Origin of the sequence: Marinobacter sp. ANT_B65, assembly GCF_002407605.1 — a bacterium.
In the GTDB taxonomy this organism is placed as follows: domain Bacteria; phylum Pseudomonadota; class Gammaproteobacteria; order Pseudomonadales; family Oleiphilaceae; genus Marinobacter.
The window spans coordinates 1,589,013-1,610,609 of record NZ_NXGV01000001.1 but is presented as its reverse complement, the minus strand read 5'-3'; the positions used below and the strand labels follow the sequence as shown (position 1 = coordinate 1,610,609).

Sequence of the window (21,597 nt, the reverse complement as noted above, 5' to 3'; positions counted from 1 at the left end):
CGTTAAAGGCCATTCCCGGAGCTGCGCTTCACAGCAAGTGAAAGCGCCTGCTCCAGGGATTCCTGTTCTTTCTCTGGTGTAAACTGACTCGCAAGTTGCCCGACCTGCTCTCGCAGATGTTCCAGAAATCCCGCATCTGTCTCTGCGCGTTCGAGAACATCTGCAAGAGCCCGGGTATCACCCCTGGGATAGTAGCCCGCGTAATCCTTACCCAGCAGACCTTTATTCCCGGGAATATCTGATGCAATAACAGGCAGACCAGAACGGCAGGCTTCTGATATTACGTTTGCCCCGCCCTCCATCAGTGAACTCAGAACAAGCATCTGGCTGTTTGTCATTAACCTGGCAGTGTCTTTTTTTGAAAGCTCACCAAGCCATCTGAATCTTGGGTTTTCCCGGACTTCCTGTTCGGTTAGTTCTGCCCAATGTACATCAAGAGGCTTTCCCGCACAGGACACACGAATACAGGAATCTTTGCGCAAGAGTCTGGCGGCCTTCGCGGCGCGAAGAGAATCTTTTTCATCCCGAAGGTGGCCAATAACGCACACATCAAAAAAGGGCGACACAGAGGCTGATTTTTTTGTGTCTGCCGCAGGCAGACCGGCAGACTGAAAAAGCGTCACCAGCTTGTTCACAAAAGGTTCCGGGATGTCATCGCCAACTGACTCGTGCAGGCCAATCAGCACATCAGCCGCATTCATGGACCACAGAGTCTCCTCCGGGTAAGTGTATTGGTGCAGATAGATATCTGTGCCGGTTAACGCCACAACCAGAGGCTTGCCCGGGTTTGCCTCCCGGAACAGGCGGATAGCTTCACGGCTGCGCCAGGCATGCAGGGCAAGGAATAGATCACAGGGCTCCCCCAGATACTCTGTAACAACAGATACCTTGTGCCCTGCCTGCTCCAGCAGGGTCTGCCAACGCTCCGCCGTTGCGCGGTTGCCTGCTTTCGATTCCGGGCCAGCCGGTGTAATCATGATGATATACATAGCGCTCTACAGTATAAAAAGCCCCATTCGGAGCCTGTACAGTATCTTGATAGAATTGAGAGGGATACCGGGAGATGGAGTTCTGAAAAATAATGCGTAGATATCTGACTTATTTTACCCGGTAAACCTTATACCGGTTCAGGGTTAAACGGAATCAGAGTATCCTTTAGCCTGCAGATACTGACTGCCACAGACAGATATGGCAGCTCTGCCCTACCAACCAGATAACCGACCAAGGATTTCAAATGGCTTTGAATATTATACGGAAGTTGATGCTTTCCAGCGTTTTCTGTTTCACCGCTGCTGCGGCATCGGCTGAAACATTTGTATTCACGGCAATCCCGGATGAAGACGAAACCAAGCTGGTAGAACGTTTTCGCGGTGTAGCGGATTATCTTTCCGAGCAGCTGAACGTAGATGTGCGCTATATCCCGGTGAAGTCATACGCTGCTGCTGTTAGTGCGTTCCGCAACAATCAGGTGCAACTGGCCTGGTTTGGTGGTCTTTCTGGTGTTCAGGCACGCCGGCTGGTGAAGGGTTCAGAAGCCATCGCCCAAGGTGTTGAGGACGAAGCCTTCGAAACCTATTTCATTGCCAATACCAATACAGGGATAGAGCCAGCTGCGGAATTTTCAGACCTGGAAGATCAGCTGAAGGGTAAAACATTCACCTTCGGCTCCAAAGGCTCAACGTCTGGCCGGCTCATGCCCGAGTTCTATATACGCGACACTTTTGGCGGCAAACCTGAAGAATTTTTCGGTCGTGTTGGTTTCAGCGGCAACCACACTCGCACTCTTCGCCTGGTTGAAGCGGGTACTTACGATATAGGCGCACTCAATTTCCAGGTCTGGGAAAAAGAGCTGGGCGATGGAAACATTGATACCGACGCGGTTCAGGTAATCTGGAAAACACCTGCTTACCCAGACTATCAATGGACTATTCGTGGTGACGTGAACGAACGCTTTGGTGAAAACTTCAAACAACGGGTCAAAGAAGCACTGTTAAACCTCGATGACCCGGAGCTTCTGAAAAGTTTCCCGCGTTCAGGCTTTATTCCTGCTTCCAACGATGATTATGAGCCGATTCGTATAACGGCAGAAGAGATCGGAATCCTCGATTGATGTCAGGTTTTGATCTTTCCGGCCTGACGGCCTCCTTCAGCGGAAAGCGGGTCATTGGCCCGCTTTCGCTGCAAGTTAATCCAGGCGATAAAATTGCGCTTGTGGGTAAAAGCGGAGCGGGGAAATCGACGCTGATCCGCCTGATTCACGAACGGATTAACCGTAACTCTTCGCTCATCCCTCAGGATCTGGGCCTGGTAAACGCCCTTTCGGTGTTCCACAACGTGTTTATGGGCCGGCTGGACAAGCATTCCACCTGGTACAACACGGTAACACTCGCAAGGCCATTTTCCGGTGACCGCGCTGAAGTGCGTAAACTCCTGGAATCCCTGGGCATGGCCGAGAAACTCTGGGTGCCCGTAGCCTCGCTTTCCGGTGGGCAGCGGCAGCGCGTTGCTATTGCACGCGCCCTCTATCGTAACGCAGACGTGCTTCTGGCAGACGAGCCTGTTTCTGCACTCGATGGCCCTATGGCGAACTCAGTCATGACATACCTCCGGGATTGCTTCTCCACCAGTATCATTGCGCTGCACGATGTAGACCTTGCGCTGAAGTATTGCAACCGGATCGTCGGTATAGAAGATGGCCAGATTGCCCTGGACCAGCCAAGTGAAAATCTTGCAGCCACAGACATTATGTCTCTTTACTAGTTAACACGGCCCGTTTCATGTTCGCTTCCCCTACGGTTCGTATCAGCTTTATTTTCCTGGCCATCGCTTTGGTCGGGCTTCTGTTTGCGGATATCGCCATCACAGCCTCCAATCCCTGGCGGGATCTGGGCAATTTCTTCCTGGGAATGGCAACCCCCAACTTTTTCAGCAGCGAAGGGTTGATGACCGCACTGCTGAGAACCGTCGCCTTTGCTTTTGTTGGCGTGGCTCTTGGCAGTATCGCCGGCTTTTTGCTGGCGCTGGCTTACCAGTCCCTGCCCGTGCGTATATTCTGTGCCTTTATCCGCGCCATTCACGAACTTTTCTGGGCGCTGATCTTCCTGCAGTTCTTTGGCTTTCATCCGCTCACGGGTGTGCTGGCCATTGCCATTCCCTATGCCGGAATCTTTGCCAAGGTATATTCGGAAATTCTGGAAGAAGCTGATCCGGAGCCAGGCCGTGTATTGCCTCCGGGCACAGGGAACATTACTGCATTCCTCTATACCCGGATTCCGGATTGCTGGGTGAAGATGCGTACCTACACAGCCTACAGGCTGGAATGTGGCCTGCGTTCCAGTGCGATCCTTGGCTTCGTTGGCTTGCCCACACTAGGCTTCTATCTGGAGGCATCCTTCTCTCAAGGGCTTTATTCCGACGCCGGTGCAATGCTGATTCTGTTTTATGTCCTGATCGCCACCATGCCCCTCTGGGTACGGCCAAAGCTCCTGCCGGTTTATGTTCTCGGAGCACCCTTTTTTCTTGGTGAAGGCTTGCCGATTGTCTGGGGCAATGTTCAACGGTTTTTCACGGAAGATATAGTACCGGCTCCTATACGTAACGGTGAAGGCCTGACGGGCCTGATGCCCTGGTTAAGTGATCTGGCGGTAAATGAAGCCATGCCTGGCATCTGGAATACCATAGTGCTAACCCAGATTGCGCTGGTGGCTACAGGTATCCTTTCGCTGCTGGCATTCCCCCTCATTTCCAACCATTTCGGTGGCCCCATAAGACGCAACGCCGGCCATGTGTTTCTGGTTATAGCGCGCTCAACACCTGAATACATTCTGGCTTATATTCTGCTGCAGCTCTGGGGGCCATCCATGTTGCCTGCGGTGGTTGCCCTGGCATTGCACAACGGCGGAATTATCGGGCACCTGATTGGCAGGCAAACCAATTCCCTCAGGCTCCGCCCGGATGCAGCAACCGGTTTTAACCGTTACAGCTGGGAACTGGTACCTCGCGTGTATCGTTCATTCCTTGCGTTTCTGTTCTATCGCTGGGAAATCATCATGAGAGAAACGGCAATTCTGGGGATTCTGGGGATTTACACTCTTGGTTTTTATGTAGACAGCGCTATACAGAACATCCGCTTTGACCGGGCCATGGTACTGATTCTGGTAACCGCCCTGCTCAATATTGGTGTTGACGCGCTGGGACGTTATATTCGGCGCAAGCTTGCCCTGCAAACCATGCCTACCTGCTGAATATCCGGAGCCTTTCCCCTGGCCGTGTTTTAAAGAACCGGGCCAATGGTTGCGATAACGTTGTGCAGGATGCGCTGGTGGTAATGCCAGGCCAGAACCGCAGGTAAGGCTACAACTTCAGAGCGGCTAATATAACTTTCCTGACGCTCTGTGATAGCAAGAGTTGTTGCTTCATCCTGCAGAAGAATGTTGTTTTCATAGTTCAGATCAAAACTGCGTAAATCAAGATTCGAAGATCCGATCAGGCTGACCTTGTCATCAATCGTGAGGGTTTTTGCATGCAGCAGCCCTCCCTTGAACTCGTGAATAGCGCACCCCGCATCAAGCAGCCTATGGTAATAACTCCGGCTGGCCGTCGCCACAATCCAGCTATCGTTCACCCTGGGAAAGATCAGTGATACGGAAACACCACGATGGGCGGCTGCACACAAGGCTTCCAGAACCGTCGCGTCGGGAACAAAATATGGTGTAGACAGGGTCAGCTTCGTCTGGGCGCAGGCAATCAGGTTAGCGAAGAGCTGGGGTGTGGCTCCATGGCGCTCAGTTGGCCCTACCCCCATAACCTGTGCCGGAAAGCCGCCCTCGGTGGGGGCAGAAGACAATGCGATGCAATCCAGTGACTGATTGGTTGCCTGCATCCAGTCACTGGCAAACAGAAGCTGGTTCTGCACAACAACCGGCCCGGTAAATCTGAGCATAATATCAACCCAAGGGGCATACTTCGCTTTCACACGAAACTCGGGGTCGGCGGTATTACGGCTGCCACAGTATGTGATTCGCGAATCGATCACTGTGATTTTCCGATGATTTCGCAGATCCAGACGGCTGGTCAGAATAGTGCGGATGGGAGACTTCAGTGGCAGTGCAACCGCAAGATGAACGCCCGCATCTTTCATGCGTTGCCAGAGTTCGGAGTTGATCATCGCCCGGGATCCCAGCCCGTCAGCCATGGCCCTGCATGTAATGCCTCTCTGGGCCGCCCGGATCAGTGCTTCAGCCAGGGCATGGCCTGTATTGTCATCAAGCCAGATGTAAGACATCAGGTGGACGTGATTTGTGGCGGCATCAATGTCAGCGACCATCCGGGTAAGTGTTTCTTCGCCGTCGGCCATCAGCTCGGCAGCATTACCCGCGGAAGGATAGAAGTTGTTGATCGAACCCGCGTAGCGAAATGCGGGCAGATAAACCGGATCGATCAGTTTCTCTGTGTTGGCTGCTTCGCCCATAAACCAGGAAGCTTTTGCTTTGATCTCTCCGAAAATCTCCCTGTGCCGCCTGTCCGCCCGGTTGCCCAGGTCTGTTTCACCAAACAGGAAGTAAATAGCGCTGCCGAAATAGGGCAGCAGGTTAAGCATCACAAACCAGGCCAGCCGGCCGGGTGGCGAAAGGTCATCACGAAGCAGAATCCGGACAGTAAATGTAACCACCAGCAGCGTGTGGAGAACCAGAATAATAGTCATCAATTCCCGTTGTGCTGTTCCAGCGTCCAGTCACTCCCCAATTCAACGATCTCTGCCTGGTCTGGTGCATCGACAGGTACTCCGGCGACTGCCGGACGACTGAACTCGCCTTCCTCCGTGGAAACCATGGAGTCGACATCAACCGAAAGAACCAGGTAAGTTTCGCCCCCTGAAACAACCCTCGTTCGCTGGCCCAGCCCAAAAACGAAGCGACAGTAGTCCAGCTTTAACTGCATAAGATCCTGCTCTGCTTTACGAATTTTTCGTAGCAGCACTTTTTGTACACTCTCACCGTAATCCATCACGACTTCTCTGAAGTTAGCGTAAATTTACAAGGTGTCTCTTTCATGGGCGCGATATATAAGTTTCAACGGAGACGGCTCTGAAAGAGCAACCTGGCCTTGTTGCAGATCAATGCGCCAGACCATTCTGGAACCCGTAGTGCACAGAGGGGCAGTGAAGTGTGCGGAGTAACTGCCATCACTTTCACTGCGCAGCGGTACCGGGTACTCCCCCATATACATGGACTCGCCGCGCAACACGGCGAGAAACCGATCCGGTTCTGCCGGAGCATTCACCGTTAGCTGGTACTCTGTACCCTGCCCTTTATCGCCCAGATCTTCCAGGTCGACTTTCCAGAGACCGGAATCTGTCTGCCATTCACATGGGCCGGCCAGCAGGTCACAAACGGGTTGGTCAGTATCGGAGGCGTCGTTATCAGCCATTTGTAGCCAGTCAGTTCCCAAAAGAATTGCTGTAATAATGCCGACAATGAAACCGACAATCACAATCGCTCGTAACATACCCTCACCCAGTTGAAACCAATGAGGCATTATGGACACAATCTTCCTCAAGGCAAAGTTTCTAAACCGGCGCCAGACATGAGAAAATGTCGCGCTTTCATCACTGACCCACTTTCAGGAACAGGATACGCTCGTGCAGCCGGAGATTTCCGTAAAAAGCCTCAACAAGATTTACGAGGGCGGGTTCCAGGCCCTCAAAAATATCAACCTGGAAATAAACCGGGGTGAAATATTTGCCCTCCTCGGCCCTAACGGGGCGGGCAAAACCACGATGATCAGCATCATTTGCGGTATCACCAATATGTCTTCCGGTGAGGTCAGGGCCGGTGGTCATGACATCGTTAGCGATTATCGTAAAGCCCGTGAAACCATTGGCCTTGTACCCCAGGAGCTCAATACCGATTCGTTTGAAACCGTATGGAACGCTGTGTCGTTCAGCCGGGGTCTTTTCGGTAAAGCACCTAATCCTGCGCACATTGAAAAGATACTGAGAGACCTGTCGCTCTGGGACAAACGCAAAAACCGCATAATGACCCTCTCCGGCGGTATGAAGCGCCGGTTGATGATTGCCAAAGCTCTCTCTCACGAACCACGGATTCTGTTCCTTGATGAACCTACGGCAGGGGTGGATGTAGAACTCCGGCGCGATATGTGGGAGATGGTTCGTAAACTCCGGGAAGACGGCGTAACCATCATACTGACAACCCACTACATCGAAGAAGCCGAAGAGATGGCCGACCGGATCGGCGTTATTCGCCAGGGCGAGATCATTCTGGTGGAAGACAAAACCCAGCTGATGAGCAAGCTCGGTAAAAAAGAACTCCGCCTGCAGTTGCAGAACAAGCTCGACAAGGTACCTGGCGAACTCACACTTGAGCCCGTGGAGCTTTCAGACGATGGCTACGAGCTGATCTATACGTTTGACTCTCAGCAGGAACAAGCCGGCGTCGCCCGTTTATTGCGCACACTGGGAGATATCGGGATTGATTACCGTGATCTGCGGACCCGGGAAAGTTCCCTGGAAGAGATTTTTGTCGGCCTTGTGCATGAACAAGCTGAAGGCTAACGGGAGAAAGGCATGAATTTTTACGGTGTTAAAGCCATATATAGTTTTGAAATGTCCCGCATGGGACGCACCCTGATGCAAAGCGTGCTCTCGCCGGTCATCTCTACCTGCCTGTATTTTATTGTCTTTGGCTCGGCCATTGGTTCTCGCATGGGCAATATCGACAACATTGAATATGCTGCCTACATCATTCCCGGGCTGGTGATGCTCTCTCTGCTGATGCAGAGCATCTCGAACGCCTCTTTCGGTATCTATATGCCAAAGTTTTCGGGAACCATATACGAGGTGCTGTCTGCTCCAGTGTCCTATGTTGAAGTTGTTCTCGGTTATGTGGGCGCTGCTGCCACAAAGTCGGTAATACTGGGCCTGATCATACTGGCCACCGCCAGACTGTTTGTGGACTACAGCGTTCTGCACCCTTTCTGGATGCTATCATTCCTGGTATTGACCGCCGTAACCTTCAGCCTGTTCGGTTTTATCATCGGTATATGGGCGGACGGCTTCGAGAAACTCCAGATAGTTCCGATGATGATTGTGACCCCCCTGACCTTTCTGGGAGGCACCTTCTATTCCATCGATATGTTGCCCGAGGTCTGGCAGACCATCAGCCTGTTTAACCCGGTTGTCTATCTGATCAGCGGCTTTCGCTGGGCCTTTTATGGCGTTTCGGATGTACACGTGGGCGTGAGCGTGGGCATGACCCTGTTGTTCCTGGCGGCCTGTATGGCAGGTATCTGGTGGATTTTCAAAACCGGATACCGGTTGCGTACCTGATGCGGTATCAATGCGCCCTGCTCTGTTTTGCCACCTTACTGGCGGGATGCTCTTCAGGCACGGGCGCTGAGCCTTCGGCTGGTTTGCCGGTTGCTGAAGGGTGCTTCGTGACAGACACAGGCACAGTCAGTGTCAGCCTTGAACTCGCAACCAGACAACCGGAGCGCAGCAAGGGCCTGATGGGCAGAGAGAGCCTGGCGGCCAGTTCCGGCATGCTGTTTAAATACCAGCAGCAACAGACCGCGGAACATGGCTTCTGGATGTACCAGACGCTCATTCCCTTGGACATTGCATACCTTGATGAAAATGACGCAATCGGCAACATCCTGCAAATGGTGCCCTGCGCCTCATCCAACGGAACCCGGTGCCCCAGCTATCCCGCCGGCGTAAAATTTATTTCTGCAGTAGAAATGAACGCCGGCTTTTTTGAGGCGAATGGAATCGGGCCTGGGGATCACCTCCGGCTGGGAAAAGAGAACTGCAAAGCCCCTTAACAATCCTTCCAGTCGGGCTTACGCTTGTCCAGGAAGGCACATATGCCTTCCCGGGCATCATCGGCACGCATGTTTTCTGCCATAACCTTGGCCGTATAGCCGTATGCTTCGGCCAGAGGCATCTCCAGCTGCCTGTAGAAAGCGCCCTTTCCTATCTTAAGCGTATGCCCGGATTTTTCAGCAATTGTGCGGGCCATGGTATATACAGCATCGTCCAGCTTTGCTTCATCAACAATACGATTAACCAAACCAAGCTGCTCTGCACGTGCTGCACTGATCAGCTCACCGGTGAGCAGCATCTCCATGGCATGTTTGCGGGATACGTTGCGGGACAAAGCCACCATAGGCGTTGAACAGAACAGCCCGATATTCACACCCGGTGTCGCAAAACGTGCCGTATCCGCTGCAACAGCCAGATCACAGCTGGCAACCAGCTGACACCCCGCCGCGGTGGCAACACCAGCCACACGGGCAATTACCGGTTTAGGCAGATTCACAAGCTGCTGCATTACCTCACTGCACCGGCGGAACAAAGCGAGCTGGAAATCATTGCTATCAAGCTCACTGCGAATCTCCTTGAGATCGTGCCCGGCACAGAACACATTGCCTGCCGCTGCAACAACCACCACGCGGGTCCCATCGTCTGTTGCAAGAACCTTAAGTGCGTCGGAAAGCGCATCAAGCATAGCCATGGAAAGGCTGTTACGACGCTCAGGCTGGTTCAGCGTTAGCGTGGTGATGCCGTTTTCGTCGGTGGTTTTTAACAGCAGGTTGGACATGATTCACTACCTCTTATTGTTGGGAATCGGGTTTATTGGAAAACAAACAGTATCGGACAGGATCCCGACCTTGTCGAAGCGACCTTTGTAGAATCTGTCTTCATAAAGGGTATTCCATTCAGTCGGCTAACATTTTGCGTATCTTTTTAAGCTCGCGCTTACGCTCAGAAGAGACTTTCGGGTAAGCCATCGGCAGACTGTTAAACGTATTGATTATGATCTGGGAAATTATCAACCGGGCGTTCTTTTTATCGTCAGCAGGCACCACATACCAGGGGGCGTGCTCGGTACTGGTATTACTCAGGCAGGCTTCATAAGCATCCATATAATCATCCCAGAATTTCCGCTCTTCAATATCAGCCATGCTGAACTTCCAGTTTTTGTCTGTCTCATCTATCCGGTCGAGAAAACGACGGCGTTGCTCGTCTTTTGACAGGTGCAGAAAAAACTTGCAGATACGTGTGCCGTTACGGTGCAAGTGCGCTTCCATTTCATCAATGGAACGGTAACGGCCCTTCCAGATAGCGTTATCATCACGCAATGAGTCGGGCAGGTTTTCACTATGCAGAATATGCGGATGCACACGGGCAATCAGCACTTCCTCATAATAGGAACGATTAAAAATGCCAATGTGGCCCCGCTCAGGAAGAGCCTTGTTCGTGCGCCAGAGAAAATCATGATTCACCTCCTTGGCGCTTGGGTGCTTGAAGCTGAAAACCTGACAACCCTGGGGATTTACACCGGACATTACATGGCGAATAGCGCCGTCTTTACCGGCGGCGTCCATCGCCTGGAAAATAAAAAGAACTGCATAGCGATTAGATGCATAGTGCATTTGTTGAAGATCGCTTAACTCTGTTACCTGGCGTCGGAGGCGTTTTTTATAGTCTTTTTTTGATGAGTAAAAGGGGTCCACCTCTGTTGGCCATTGGGCGAGGTCCACAGCCTGATCTTCTTTTACGCGGAATTGGTCTGTATCAAACTTCGCCTTCATGGGTTCAGCACTCCCGATTTCATAATAGTTAGTAGCCGTTATTCCGGGTATCTATAATGACTTGATGAAAACTCCCGGCGATTTCATTAAATGCTTTTTCGCCATTTTATGGGCCTGCCTCCGAAGCTCACTACGCTTTTTTGTTATCCGGTTCTGGACAAGCTTCCAATCAGAATCGTCAAGGCCCAAAGATTTTCTGTGTTCACGCAGGTATGCCAGTAATACCGCCTGATCATTAGCGTTACCCTGAATCTCAGACATCTCCTGCAGGCCCGCAACCATAGATGTGAGATTTGTATCAATTACAGGTTTCAGAACTCTCAGGCAATAAAAAAGGTCTTTAGAGCGCTTCCTGAACCGATGGAAGCTATCAGTATTGTTGGATCTTTTGGCGGTTTTCCCGGCTTCACAGGCATCCCGATATATGGTTTTAAGATTCGGAAGCAGATCGGACAGGGATTTCGGAAGGTTCCAGGTTTGTGGTACTTCGCTCTGCTTGCCTATTTCCAGTGCAAGCTCCAGGTAAAAATCCCTACCCCTTTCATCAGCAGAGTCTGGCTGCTGTGCTGAAAGGAAACTGGCTACGCCGGCGAAGGCTTTTCCTTGAAGCCGGGGGAATTCGGCAACAAGGCTTTTCCAGGTTTGTACCCGAACCATAGCGTCGCGATTACCGGATAGCTTACCGGAAAAAGAGCGGTAAAAATCCTGCCAATACCTGAATTCAGCCTCACCCAACCAGGGCCTGATCAGACGCAGCACCGCACGCATTTCCTTGCAGCTCTTACGGGCTTCATGAACCCCTCTTTCCGGATCCCGGCAGGCGAGTAACAGAGCAAGAGCGATATCATCATTAATAGAACAAACAAGCCGGCGGAGGTGCTTCTTCAGACTCCCCTCAACACTAAGACGATATCGCATAGATTTACCTCGAATTTACAACGACGATGGGGCCGCATGGCTCTTTTTACCAAATGTACTCGAGATTTTTATGCGGTGGATCTGGCAGTTCAACGGTAATCAGGTCATCCGGATTCACAGAACCACCTGCCGTTACTGCACCCATTACACCAACCTTACGAACAATTTTACCCTGATCATCCTTGCTGATGACTTCCTTCAGCATACCCTTCTGAAAGTTCTCAATCTGAACGCATGGATTACGCAGCGCCGTTAATTCAACGATGGCAGCTTCACCAATATGCAATTTACACCCTACAGGCAAGCTGAGCAGGTCAATACTCTGTGTTGTGATATTTTCACCAAGCTGGCCTGGGGAAACAGAAAAACCTTTGCCGTTCAGATCATCAAGGAGTTCCATTGGTATCAAGTGAACTTGTCGGATATTTTTTCTGGAGGGGGCTTTTTTAGCCAAAAACAGATGCTTTACGGTTTTCCCGGCGTGGGCATCGCCTTCCACACCAAAATCCTGAATCAGATTAATCGATTCACTGTTTTCCTTACTGAAGTTGTGCTTTCCACTTCGGCTTACGGCAACTACTTTGCAATTCATGATACCAAGACCTCAATTAGATGTAGCGATTTTCTGTTACGTGAAAAGGCTTCACTACGTACCAAAGTTGTCCCATGGAGCAAGAAGCACTGAAATGGTGATCGGTATCGCTAGGCCCACTAGGCAAACAACAATTGCTTCCACCAGTGAGGCATTGTCACTATTGACCTGCACCCAGTATTTAATCCAGCTGCTCCCTAGTAATGTCCGTTGCTTTTGAATCAGTTGTTCCAAGTCGGAGAGCAGAGGCAAACTCCAGGGGTGTCTGGTATCCCAAGGATGGATGCGGTTGACGCTCATTGTAATCCAGTCGCCAATTACTGATTTTCTCCCGGGCATGAGCAAGGCCCCGGAACCAATGTTCATTCAGGCGCTCGTCCCGGAATTTTCCATTAAAGCTCTCGACGTAGCCATTCTGCATCGGCTTTCCGGGCTGGATCAGTTTCAGCTCAACGCCATGACGGTAAGCCCATTGATCCAATGCTCTGCAAGTAAACTCCGGTCCCTGATCGGTTCTGACGGCTTTCGGGTAGCCTCTGAAGGCCGCTATGCTATCCAGGGTACGAACTACCTGTTCGCCTGAGATTCCCATGGCAACGGGAATGTCGAGGCATTCTTTGGTGAAATCATCCACGATCGTCAGGCATTTGATCCTGCGCCCGCTGGCCAAGGAATCCATAGACCACGTATGATTCGGCGCATCGGGCAGCACCAAGGGCTGTCGTTAGACCATCGCGCCTTTACGGCGCTTACGTTTGCGGACGGCCAAACCAGCTTCCCGGTAAAGTCGATAAACCTTCTTGTGATTCACCTCAGTACCCTCACGACGCAGTAGCTGATGAATACGCCGGTACCCGAACCGGCGGCGTTCGAGCGGCAATGGCTTTGATGCGTTCTGTCAGCTTACGCTCCTCTGGCGAGCGTTGAGACTGATAACGCATGGTTGCGCAGGATAACCCGACGAGTGAACAGGCTTTGCGCTCGGATATCGTCGTCTTCGACAGCATGGTGCGCACCGCCTCGCCCTTGTTCCCGACGGTCAGTACTTTCGGTTCAGAGCGGCCTTCAAAGCTTCGGTGTCCAGCATGGACTCGGCCAGCAATTTCTTGAGCCGGGCATTCTCTTCCTCCAGGGCCTTCAGCCGACGTGCTTCAGAGACTTCCAGACCGCCATACTTCTTGCGCCAAGTGTAGAAGGTCGCGTCCGAGATGTTGTACTTCCGGCACAGCTCTTTGACCGGAAGGCCGGCCTCGGCTTCCTTCAGAATGGGTATGATCTGTTCTTCGGTAAATCGCTTCTTCATGTTCATCGTCCTCTCTGGTGATGAACATTACTAAGATCACGATGGATTAGAAAGTTGGGTGCAGGTCACCTGGAGTTTGCCTCCATTCTCCGACTTGGAAAAACTGATTCAAGAGTTACGGACATTACTAGGATGAAGTTGGATTAAAGACTGGATGTAGATCGATCCACCTGCGATGTGTGTAGTGGTTCTATTGTTAGCCGCACGTCCTGTGCGAGTTTAATGACACCAATACACAGGTGGCAGTCGATGCGGGAGGGGAACCAAATAAAAAAGGGGAGCTCAAAGCCCCCTCTTTTTCTAATGCTTATTTGGTGCCAATAAAAACAGCCGTGACCTCCCTATCAGTGCCAGCAAACTCAAGCTCCATTAACTCTGGGTCATAGGCACCCAGACCAAAGAACTGGCCGTTGCGCAACGAGTCTGCACAGTTGGACGCTTTGTAAGAAACCTCGAATACATTGTATTTCGTATCAGGTATGGAAACAGATCCATTGAATGCGCATCCCGTAGTGTCACTACCGGTAATAGTTCCGTCTTCTGCTACGGTTACCGTAGTTGGATAGACTTCTGGGTCGGACATGGAATAGGTGCCAGTCAGAGCTGACATCGTTATGCCGAGATCACTATATTGATGGTCTCGCTCCAAAGTTACCTTATTCTCAACCCCAGCGATTCCAGCCGTGATTGTGGCCGTTCCCGACGTGAGAGTCTTGCCAGTTAACGTTCCGTTAATAGTTTCCCATGAACTATCGAAGGTGACATCAGTGCCGCTGCCACTAATCGAACCGTCACTACCAAACTGGAGTGTTCCCACCGTAATAGAGTCTAAATAGACTACGGTAACGAATTTTCCAGTCGGACTAAGAAGCGTGATGGCTTCTTCGGTGCTTCCATCCCCATAAACGATTCCCGTCGCATAGCCACCAGGAGCGAGTTTGACATTTGTCTCACTAGCATTGGTATCGGAGGAAGAGTTTCCTCCTCCTCCGCCGCAAGCAGCCAAAAGTGTACCGAAAAGAATTGGAGAGGCTTTAAGCGCGCCGCCTTTGATCCATGTAAACATCTACATGCTCCTAGCATTTTGTAATTGATGGATATTCGAGACCCTTTCATCATCGCAAATTGCACACTTCCAGCCATGCAGCGTTAAAGGTGCGGAGACAATGGTACAAAAAACGATATATCAACAAAAGCGTCATACCGTTAAGATTTGTATGTCAGTTATTGATAGCCCGTTATTGTTGGATCGAAACACGAAACAGAGGCCAACGGCCTTTCAGTTTTTGAGAGTTCGTATTTGCCGACTAAGGCGACGCTGGATCTTGGTAAGCGAGACCAAGCCCTACCAACGCAGTTGCCGGTTTCTCCGGGTATTCAAAGCCGAGATTGTCGCCTAATGCCTGAAAAAACACATTCAACTGACGGTGGCTTTGACCCTGAATACCAGTCTTCAGGCACAAAGTTCCGTACTGAAGAATTGGAAGAAAAATGATAACAGGCATTGCCTAAGCCATTCTTCTGACAATAGCCCACACGAGGATCAAATGTATTATCCCCATCACTGCGGCGAAGATTGGCGATTCTAAAACGACACCATTAATGCCGGGCGAAATAGCCGAAAATAATAGTGCAACAACCCTAATGCTCCGGATGCCAAGAAAGCAACTCTTGAAACCATATGAATGGAGCCAAGGCAACTGAAAATAATATAGTTATTCAATTAGTTAGAAGCTGGTAGTCCCTAATGCCAATATTCAGCGGCCATTACGCTTTTAGCGATGCAGGGTTACCGCTTCCACTGGTACATGATGAAATCACTCGGCCCCGAGGTGTACCTGTCATAGAAGGCTCGGCCTCGATCATTGAAGTACTGGGTAATCCAGCGTATAGCAGCCCAGCCTCGCTCATGAGCGAGGTTCTGAAGAGCCTCGAAAATAGCGTCGGCGGCCCCACTACCGCGAGCCTCCATGGAAACGTACATGTCATCCAGAAACCCAATTTCGTTCCCGCCAAGAGGGCGCGGGCAAGCACGAACATGGGCGATACCGACTGCATTGCCAGTGTCAGTGCGGATGATCAACCCTTCAAGCACGTGAGTCGGGTCCAATAGCCATTTCCACACTTCATCTGCAATAGCATCACTCATGGGTACGTCATAGAATTCGGCGTAGCCGTCAAAAAGAGCCCGCCATTCCTGTTTATCACTCGCCACGACGAAGTTTGTCTGGAAGGTACTCATAGTTGGCCTCTATTTGTCCTGAAGGGTTTTCCGCTCTGAATAGTTAGCACAACGGCTGGCTACCCCTCACCCAACCCGGCTTCCATTAGGCATTTCGGTTTCAGGGATGGCTAAACAAGGGGTAAGTTTATCTTCATATCCAACAACATCCCTTTTGGGTGGTTTAGTAAAACCAGACCCTCCTTCAGATAGTACAATTACCACATCAGGAGCTCCAAGTATATTTGATTGTCCACACAGCCGATTAACCAGATATACCTTCAGCGGAGTCCATTTCAAGATTGCCAGGCAAGCTACTTATTTTTAACTGCCCGTCACTTACAAACATAAGTAATAGTGGCATTCCAACACCATCATCTTCACAGGTAATTGCCCCTACATATCCAATTGAAGCACTAATTGTTGCAAGCCAGCAAGCAAATGGAAGTTCGCTAAGAGCACCCTCCATTTTAGTACTAGGCAGATGTATATTTACACCATAATTCATTTCACCATCTGCAATACAACCTGGAGAGTACACTGATTTCCAAAACTCAGAACGCCAGCTTCCTACTGAAAAATCCTTATATGATTTCCAGTAAACATGTTTTGGCAGCCCATTATCAAAAAAATTGTGATCTGGTAAATCAGTTGGTGGAGCCCCTTCACCATTAAGAATATATTCCAATACCGTGATATCTGTATAAGTTAAATTTCGCTTAAGTTTTAAATTTAAAGTAAAAGTGTAGTAATTTGACATAATATGATCTATTTCCCAAAGAGTCTGTAGATGGTTTTCTCCTTTTCGCTGTCGCCCCGTTGCCTCATCTCGCAGCTGGAGATAATGCCCTTGAAACAGGTAGACAGGATGATCTTCAGAAGAATGGCAGGATCGTTTTCTCAATCTTATCAAACCGGGTTCGTTTGGTTTTTTTCTACCGCCTCACCGTCACGATCACACGCTTGTCGCATGCACAGCTTTGTTAGCATTCTCCGTAAAATCGCCCGCACTCTGAACCCGACTCCACCGAACAGGGTCACCTCAATTTTGTTCAATACTTAGCACTTACGCTATCGCAAACTTTAGCAGGAGCCAATAAACAAAGAGACAAAAATGACAATATCATTGATTTTACCAATGACGGCTTTTGCCCTGGCGGCTTCCATTTCGCCCGGCCCCGTAAACCTGGTGTGTCTGAGCAGCGGCACCCGCTACCCCCTTTCCAAAGGGCTAATCTTCGTTACCGGTGCGACTCTGGGGTTCATCGTCCTTTTCGTTACTATAGGTCTGGGGCTTTATTCTGTGCTGACGGTTGTACCAGGGTTCAACGCATTCTTGCGCTGGGCCGGCGTCGCATTTTTGCTTTATCTTAGTGTGCAGCTTTTTCTCGATGACGGGCGCCTGCCAGAGGGCGAAACCCAAAAGGCACCGGGGTTTATAACCGGCGCGATCATGCAGTGGCTCAACCCGAAAGCGTGGCTAGCTTCAGCTTCGGGGATTGGGGCTTACACGAGTTGTCACGACTTCCGTGAAGTCATCATGTTTGCGATGCTCTATATGCCCATCTGCTGGCTGTCACTAAGTTGCTGGGTTTACGCTGGAGTTTATCTGCGACGGTACATTCAACGCCCCATTGTTCTGAGGATACTGAACCGGGCACTCGCACTGTTACTTGCCGCCAGCTGTATCTATCTGCTGATTGAGTAATGACTGTCGGTATTGCTTCGGCGTGGCAGCCAGCAATTTCTTGAAGGTGCGTTGAAAATGTGGCTGGTCGGAAAATCCGGCATTAACTGCAGTTTCAGCAATAGGCTTGCCGCGTTTCAGCTCCCGTTGCCCGTATTGGACCCTGTAATTGATCAGATACGCGTGTGGAGTGAAGCCAAAGTGATGCTTAAAGGAGCGTATTAAATGCCCCGGGCTGTATCCGGAGCGCTCGCACAACGTATCCAAAGACACCTCCTCTGATGCGTGAGCCTTCAAGTAGTCAGCCACCGCTTGCAAGTTATCCGGTGCCTTCGGTCGCGGTTCTGCCGCCTGGCCTGACAGTTCGTGCATCAGGGCTGTCAGGTATTCCACGACAGCCGTTTGCTTTTCCAGCAACTCTCGATCCGGCCCCAGCAAACATTCTGCAATCCGACAATAGCCCGCATACCACTCGTGATCAGGCATGGTGGCTGTCGCGATATCCTCCCAACAAGGTGTTTCCAGAAGGCCCGCCTCGTATCGCAAATTGGTTAACCAATCGGTGTCAACATACAGCATCAGGTAGCCCCAAGGCTGATTGTCGATTGGATTACAGGCATGCACCCAGTCAGGATTCACAATTACCAAATTTCCTGCACTGACCTTAAACTGACCGCCCCGGTAGAGAAATGTGCTCTGGCCTTCAGTTATAGCACCCAGGGACCATTGAGTATGGCTGTGTGGGGCGTAGCAGACCTGTCTTCCGTCCACGACTTTCCGGAGCTCCACATAAGGCATGCGCCAATCTCGCCAGAACACAGGTTTGCTTGGGTCTTTCATATCCTGCTGACACTCTCAGTGTATTGGTTCAATACTAACGAGCCTGTAGAAAAACGCTTCACAGAGCTTAATCCACAGCTGCCTTGTTGTTTTTGCATCACTTGCGATCAATTGATGCAATTTTGCTCGTTTTCCGATCATAGCTGTGCATCAGCGATATTCAGATCACAATACCGGCCAGCCATCTCCGGGCGGCTATGGCAACATCTTAGCCCAACATCATGCAGCTAACTAATGGCTGGAGTTCAATCAGGACACCGGTGAGTATCTTGATTGGCCTGTTAATCAGTATGGCGAACCCTCCAAAGGCAAGTTGTTGGCCTTTATGCTCGGGGTCGATACTGGATTACGAGGGCTTTACGATGGGAGGTGAAGCGGCCGCAGCGCACTGAGGAATTAGCGTGCACCTCGAAAGACTCCTGGCTCGAACGGGTTAATCGCCTCACTCAAGTCCGTGAAGTGACACAGACGGAAATCGACGCACTGCCTGACGATACCGCTTATGCCTGGGAGAAACTGAACTGTGAGAATATTCCGCCACCTTGGAGTTCTGTCAATAACTGTACGTTTGCAGACTCCTGAAGCATAGAAAAGAAAACTGGTGATCCATTAATTCGGCTAGGGATAAAGGTCCTATTGAACTTTTCGCGTTGATCGCAAAGCAGACATGAAATTTTGAAGATAACGCCTAAATTCAACGGTGGCCTTTACGTAGCGAAGCGGAGAAAAGGCCGTCCGGTGGAGGCCGTAGGCCGGAACAAACTACAACTACTGGTTATGTGGGTGGACTACTGAGCACAAGGCTGTAGCGAAAAAAGAAATAGCCCAAACCAAATATTACCTAACAATATCTGCAGCTTGATCGCATCCCGAGCAAATGCCGGAATGTTTTGGTAGCGATATAGATAACCAATGACTACCCACTGCACAGCCAACCATATGACAGAGAAATACAAAAATCCTTTGTGGCACTCAGTGTCGGGGGTCGTGTAATAGACATACCACCAAGCTGATACTGCGCCCGTGACGACAAGCACGAGAATCGTGCACGATAAAAAATTGCGCCAACGCGGGTACTCTGTGCTTAAAAGCTTGTCCTTCGCTTCGGTCAAATTTTTCGGCATTCTAATCCCTTCATGAACTGCCCACATAATGCTTTGCATAGCGGCGCGAGGTAAGAGCGTCCGGCGCCAAAGGCGCGAACTGCTGCAACTTGTTATAGGGTAACATACGAATATTTGGAGAGTAGCAGCTATGTGCTAATAGCTGATAGTGGTGCCTATTGGGCAGTAAATAGGTTATAGAAAATCAACAACCCAATTGTGTAGGGCGTCTTTATTTGAACGCGGATGCCAAGCCACAATCACATCAAAACTCAAAGGACTCTCCGAAAGATCAAGGATAGACAAATTGGAGTTTTCCAGCGCTCTCGATGGTAAAAAGGCAATAGCTTCGGTTTTTTCCAAATAAAGAGGAACGATAGAGAAGCAAGGTGCAGAAATTACAACATTACGCTTCAAGCCATGCTCTTCGAACCAAGTATCTATTGATCCTCGAAAATTGGGCCTAGAGGGCGAAACAATAATTTGAGGATAGCCGGCAATATCATGAAGACGCAATTTCTTATTAGCCAATGGAGAGTTCTTAGCCGCAACGCAAATATGATGCTCAGAAAAAAGCGTCCTACAGGGGTAATTACTTGGCACAAAATCTGGACATGCTATCACCAGATTAATTTTTCCTGTTGTAAGCGAATCACTTAAATTGTCAATATCCAAATCTTGAATAATGATTTTCAAATTGGGGGCCTGTTGTCGCATCTTGGCGATAACTTCCGGCAACACGACTTGCTGAGCATAATCGGTGGCGGCAATAACATAAGTGCCTACTATAAGCTCAGGCTCAAACGACTCAGGCTCTAACAGTTGCTCAAAACCTTGCAGAGCCTGATCAATCTTGCCACTCAATTGTTCGGCATAGGGCGTAGGTACCAGCCCATTACTCTTACGAAGGAATAGCCGGTCATTAAATATCTCTCTCAATTTACTCAGTTGCCCACTGACAGCTTGTTGTGTCAACCCAACCTGCTGAGCAACCCGAGAAACATTTCGCTCCCTTAACAGGGCTTGAAATATCCTTAACTGCTTAATTTCCAACCGATCAATACCACTCATACTTGTATCTCTAACAAGAGTTAACTGTTTATAATTGTATGCTTGGCTGACTACTATGGCTACTCAAATGACAAACAACTGGCACAGCAAGAGGTAGATATGAAGAAGATTATTGTAATAGGAGCATCAGGGAAAATGGGTCAAGCCGCACTGAGCGGACTGGGACACCATGAAGTGGTCACCGCCAGCTATTCAGGCAAGGGATGTGATTATCAAGTGGATATTGGTAGTGAGTCATCCATCAGACACCTATTCGAGCAAATAGGTACATTCGATGCTGTCGTCAACACGGTCGGCCTTTGTGAATACGCCGATTTTACCGAAATGACCGAAGGACAATGGATGACAACCGTCCTCAGTAAGATGATGGGGCAGATCAATTTAGTTCGTATTGGTCAGGAATACATCAATGATGGCGGATCATTCTCTCTGATTACTGGAATCCTGAGCTCAAAACCAATCCCTATGGCGATTGCTGATGCCACCACCAGCGGAGCCATTGATACCTTTGTTAAGACTGTGGCCTTTGAGCTACCAAGAGGCATCCGCATAAATTCGATTAACCCAACCGTAATTGAAGAGGCATGGGACGTCTATGGAGAAATGATGTCAGGCTTTCAACCAGTACCAGGCAGCTTGGTAGGTAAGGCGTTTGCTCGCTCTGTTGATGGATTTATAACAGGTCAAGTGATCACCGTTGATGCGTAATTTTCTGTTGTGATGTTTTAAGCCTCTGTTTCGATTGGGGATTTTAATATCCGCTTCGAGTTATTAACGAACTATCCTCACCCTATAACGCCGCCATCACAGGAGACAAAACCAGAGCGGAGCGGCGGTTTTGGATTCCTGTGATGGCCTTGTTAAGTGTATTTTGCCACGCAGCTTTGTACATTCTTGAGACCCTCTACAAAACTATTTGAACTTATTCGATCTATTGGATCATCCCACGGTTCTTCGAGAGAGGTGTTCAGTACGCATACCACCCATTCGCCTTCCAATGTCACCTCATCGCCATAGAATCCAAAGTCGATATTTAATGGCTTAGATTTGTGCTCAAAGAACATTAAATCTTCTCTTGGTTCTAAGGCAGCTGAAAGATGCGTAACTCCTGCAGCTATTTTCATGATCTTGTCCGGATCGTGAATAAACCATTTTTCCGTACTAACTTCATTCATGGCTTTACACTTAACGCTTGGCTTTGCGGCGTGCCGGAGCGCAGCGTAGGTGCGTCCGACAACAGCGCCTTGT

At 50.0% G+C, this 21,597-nt stretch carries 22 protein-coding genes and 1 pseudogene; 8 read left to right on the top strand and 15 right to left on the bottom strand.

The annotated features are described in order from the left end of the window. Nucleotides 1-2: 2 nt before the first annotated feature. A complete protein-coding gene (gene senB / locus CPA50_RS07570) occupies nucleotides 3-989 on the bottom strand; it encodes a selenoneine biosynthesis selenosugar synthase SenB (RefSeq protein ID WP_096781800.1) in 987 nt (328 codons plus the stop codon). Nucleotides 990-1,234: 245 nt separating this feature from the next. On the opposite strand from senB, the gene CPA50_RS07565 reads away from it, so the two are divergent. Genes CPA50_RS07565 through CPA50_RS07555 form a run of 3 tightly spaced genes read left to right on the top strand, consistent with a single transcriptional unit; the run spans nucleotide 1,235 to nucleotide 4,244 of the window. Beyond that, on the top strand, nucleotides 1,235-2,110 hold the full coding sequence (locus CPA50_RS07565) for a putative selenate ABC transporter substrate-binding protein (RefSeq protein WP_193825467.1): 876 nt from the start codon (nucleotides 1,235-1,237) through the stop codon (nucleotides 2,108-2,110). Further along, nucleotides 2,110-2,760 carry a phosphonate ABC transporter ATP-binding protein gene (locus CPA50_RS07560; protein ID WP_096781799.1) on the top strand — a complete coding sequence of 217 codons (651 nt, stop codon included), beginning with the start codon at nucleotides 2,110-2,112 and terminating at the stop codon, nucleotides 2,758-2,760. Before CPA50_RS07565 ends, CPA50_RS07560 begins: the two co-directional genes overlap by 1 nt. A 17-nt stretch (nucleotides 2,761-2,777) precedes the next feature. Continuing rightward, entirely contained in the window at nucleotides 2,778-4,244 is a 1,467-nt protein-coding gene (locus CPA50_RS07555; RefSeq protein ID WP_096781798.1) for a PhnE/PtxC family ABC transporter permease, read from the top strand. Between the two features lie 29 nt (nucleotides 4,245-4,273). On the opposite strand, the gene cls is transcribed toward CPA50_RS07555, so the two are convergent. Genes cls through CPA50_RS07540 form a run of 3 tightly spaced genes read right to left on the bottom strand, consistent with a single transcriptional unit; the run spans nucleotide 4,274 to nucleotide 6,537 of the window. Continuing rightward, entirely contained in the window at nucleotides 4,274-5,704 is a 1,431-nt protein-coding gene (gene cls, locus CPA50_RS07550; RefSeq protein WP_096781797.1) for a cardiolipin synthase, read from the bottom strand. Further along, nucleotides 5,704-6,006 carry a hypothetical protein gene (locus tag CPA50_RS07545; RefSeq protein WP_096781796.1) on the bottom strand — a complete coding sequence of 101 codons (303 nt, stop codon included), beginning with the start codon at nucleotides 6,004-6,006 and terminating at the stop codon, nucleotides 5,704-5,706. The genes cls and CPA50_RS07545 overlap by 1 nt, the downstream gene beginning before the upstream one ends. 27 nt (nucleotides 6,007-6,033) lie before the next feature. Further along, nucleotides 6,034-6,537: a hypothetical protein gene (locus CPA50_RS07540; RefSeq protein ID WP_227519525.1), complete on the bottom strand. Its 504-nt coding sequence runs from the start codon at nucleotides 6,535-6,537 to the stop codon at nucleotides 6,034-6,036. A gap of 103 nt (nucleotides 6,538-6,640) precedes the next feature. On the opposite strand from CPA50_RS07540, the gene CPA50_RS07535 reads away from it, so the two are divergent. The 3 genes from CPA50_RS07535 to CPA50_RS07525 are packed head-to-tail and all read left to right on the top strand — an operon-like array spanning nucleotide 6,641 to nucleotide 8,841. Continuing rightward, a complete protein-coding gene (locus tag CPA50_RS07535; RefSeq protein ID WP_096781795.1) occupies nucleotides 6,641-7,573 on the top strand; it encodes an ABC transporter ATP-binding protein in 933 nt (310 codons plus the stop codon). Between the two features lie 12 nt (nucleotides 7,574-7,585). Then, nucleotides 7,586-8,347 (top strand): ABC transporter permease, encoded by a 762-nt coding sequence (locus CPA50_RS07530; RefSeq protein WP_096781794.1) that lies wholly within the window; start codon nucleotides 7,586-7,588, stop codon nucleotides 8,345-8,347. Then, on the top strand, nucleotides 8,311-8,841 hold the full coding sequence (locus CPA50_RS07525; protein WP_227519524.1) for a DUF192 domain-containing protein: 531 nt from the start codon (nucleotides 8,311-8,313) through the stop codon (nucleotides 8,839-8,841). Before CPA50_RS07530 ends, CPA50_RS07525 begins: the two co-directional genes overlap by 37 nt. Here CPA50_RS07525 and CPA50_RS07520 read toward each other — a convergent pair. From CPA50_RS07520 to CPA50_RS07480, 8 genes and pseudogenes are all read right to left on the bottom strand, one after another. Next, complete coding sequence (locus tag CPA50_RS07520) at nucleotides 8,838-9,620, bottom strand: enoyl-CoA hydratase (RefSeq protein WP_096781792.1); 783 nt, start codon at nucleotides 9,618-9,620, stop codon at nucleotides 8,838-8,840. The two genes, CPA50_RS07525 and CPA50_RS07520, sit on opposite strands and share 4 nt — an antisense overlap. Nucleotides 9,621-9,738: 118 nt before the next feature. Beyond that, nucleotides 9,739-10,614, bottom strand: a complete 876-nt coding sequence (locus CPA50_RS07515; RefSeq protein WP_096781791.1) for an ADP-polyphosphate phosphotransferase — start codon at nucleotides 10,612-10,614, stop codon at nucleotides 9,739-9,741. Nucleotides 10,615-10,665: 51 nt separating this feature from the next. Next, nucleotides 10,666-11,532, bottom strand: a complete 867-nt coding sequence (locus CPA50_RS07510; RefSeq protein ID WP_096781790.1) for a CHAD domain-containing protein — start codon at nucleotides 11,530-11,532, stop codon at nucleotides 10,666-10,668. Between the two features lie 46 nt (nucleotides 11,533-11,578). Further along, nucleotides 11,579-12,031 (bottom strand): MOSC domain-containing protein, encoded by a 453-nt coding sequence (locus CPA50_RS07505; protein WP_202971739.1) that lies wholly within the window; start codon nucleotides 12,029-12,031, stop codon nucleotides 11,579-11,581. Between the two features lie 274 nt (nucleotides 12,032-12,305). After that, nucleotides 12,306-13,427: pseudogene (locus tag CPA50_RS07500) on the bottom strand (IS3 family transposase). 307 nt (nucleotides 13,428-13,734) lie between these two features. Beyond that, nucleotides 13,735-14,493: a hypothetical protein gene (locus CPA50_RS07495; protein ID WP_096781788.1), complete on the bottom strand. Its 759-nt coding sequence runs from the start codon at nucleotides 14,491-14,493 to the stop codon at nucleotides 13,735-13,737. A gap of 723 nt (nucleotides 14,494-15,216) precedes the next feature. Next, nucleotides 15,217-15,669 carry a GNAT family N-acetyltransferase gene (locus tag CPA50_RS07485; protein WP_096781786.1) on the bottom strand — a complete coding sequence of 151 codons (453 nt, stop codon included), beginning with the start codon at nucleotides 15,667-15,669 and terminating at the stop codon, nucleotides 15,217-15,219. 244 nt (nucleotides 15,670-15,913) lie between these two features. Beyond that, entirely contained in the window at nucleotides 15,914-16,408 is a 495-nt protein-coding gene (locus CPA50_RS07480; protein ID WP_096781785.1) for a hypothetical protein, read from the bottom strand. Between the two features lie 360 nt (nucleotides 16,409-16,768). Between CPA50_RS07480 and CPA50_RS07475 the strand changes: the two genes are divergently transcribed. Further along, nucleotides 16,769-17,356 carry a LysE family translocator gene (locus CPA50_RS07475; RefSeq protein ID WP_096782375.1) on the top strand — a complete coding sequence of 196 codons (588 nt, stop codon included), beginning with the start codon at nucleotides 16,769-16,771 and terminating at the stop codon, nucleotides 17,354-17,356. Here the strand turns inward: CPA50_RS07475 and CPA50_RS07470 are convergent. After that, nucleotides 17,318-18,175 (bottom strand): AraC family transcriptional regulator, encoded by an 858-nt coding sequence (locus CPA50_RS07470; RefSeq protein WP_096781784.1) that lies wholly within the window; start codon nucleotides 18,173-18,175, stop codon nucleotides 17,318-17,320. The genes CPA50_RS07475 and CPA50_RS07470 overlap by 39 nt on opposite strands. Before the next feature lie 1,298 nt (nucleotides 18,176-19,473). Further along, entirely contained in the window at nucleotides 19,474-20,349 is an 876-nt protein-coding gene (locus CPA50_RS07460) for a LysR family transcriptional regulator (RefSeq protein WP_096781782.1), read from the bottom strand. Between the two features lie 99 nt (nucleotides 20,350-20,448). Here CPA50_RS07460 and CPA50_RS07455 point away from each other — a divergent pair, with 99 nt between their 5' ends. Continuing rightward, nucleotides 20,449-21,057: a short chain dehydrogenase gene (locus CPA50_RS07455; protein WP_096781781.1), complete on the top strand. Its 609-nt coding sequence runs from the start codon at nucleotides 20,449-20,451 to the stop codon at nucleotides 21,055-21,057. A 152-nt stretch (nucleotides 21,058-21,209) separates the two neighbouring features. Here the strand turns inward: CPA50_RS07455 and CPA50_RS07450 are convergent, their stop codons facing one another. After that, the gene (locus tag CPA50_RS07450; RefSeq protein WP_096781780.1) at nucleotides 21,210-21,524 is read right to left on the bottom strand and encodes a hypothetical protein; all 315 of its coding nucleotides are present in this window, start codon (nucleotides 21,522-21,524) and stop codon (nucleotides 21,210-21,212) included. Between the last annotated feature and the right edge of the window lie 73 nt (nucleotides 21,525-21,597).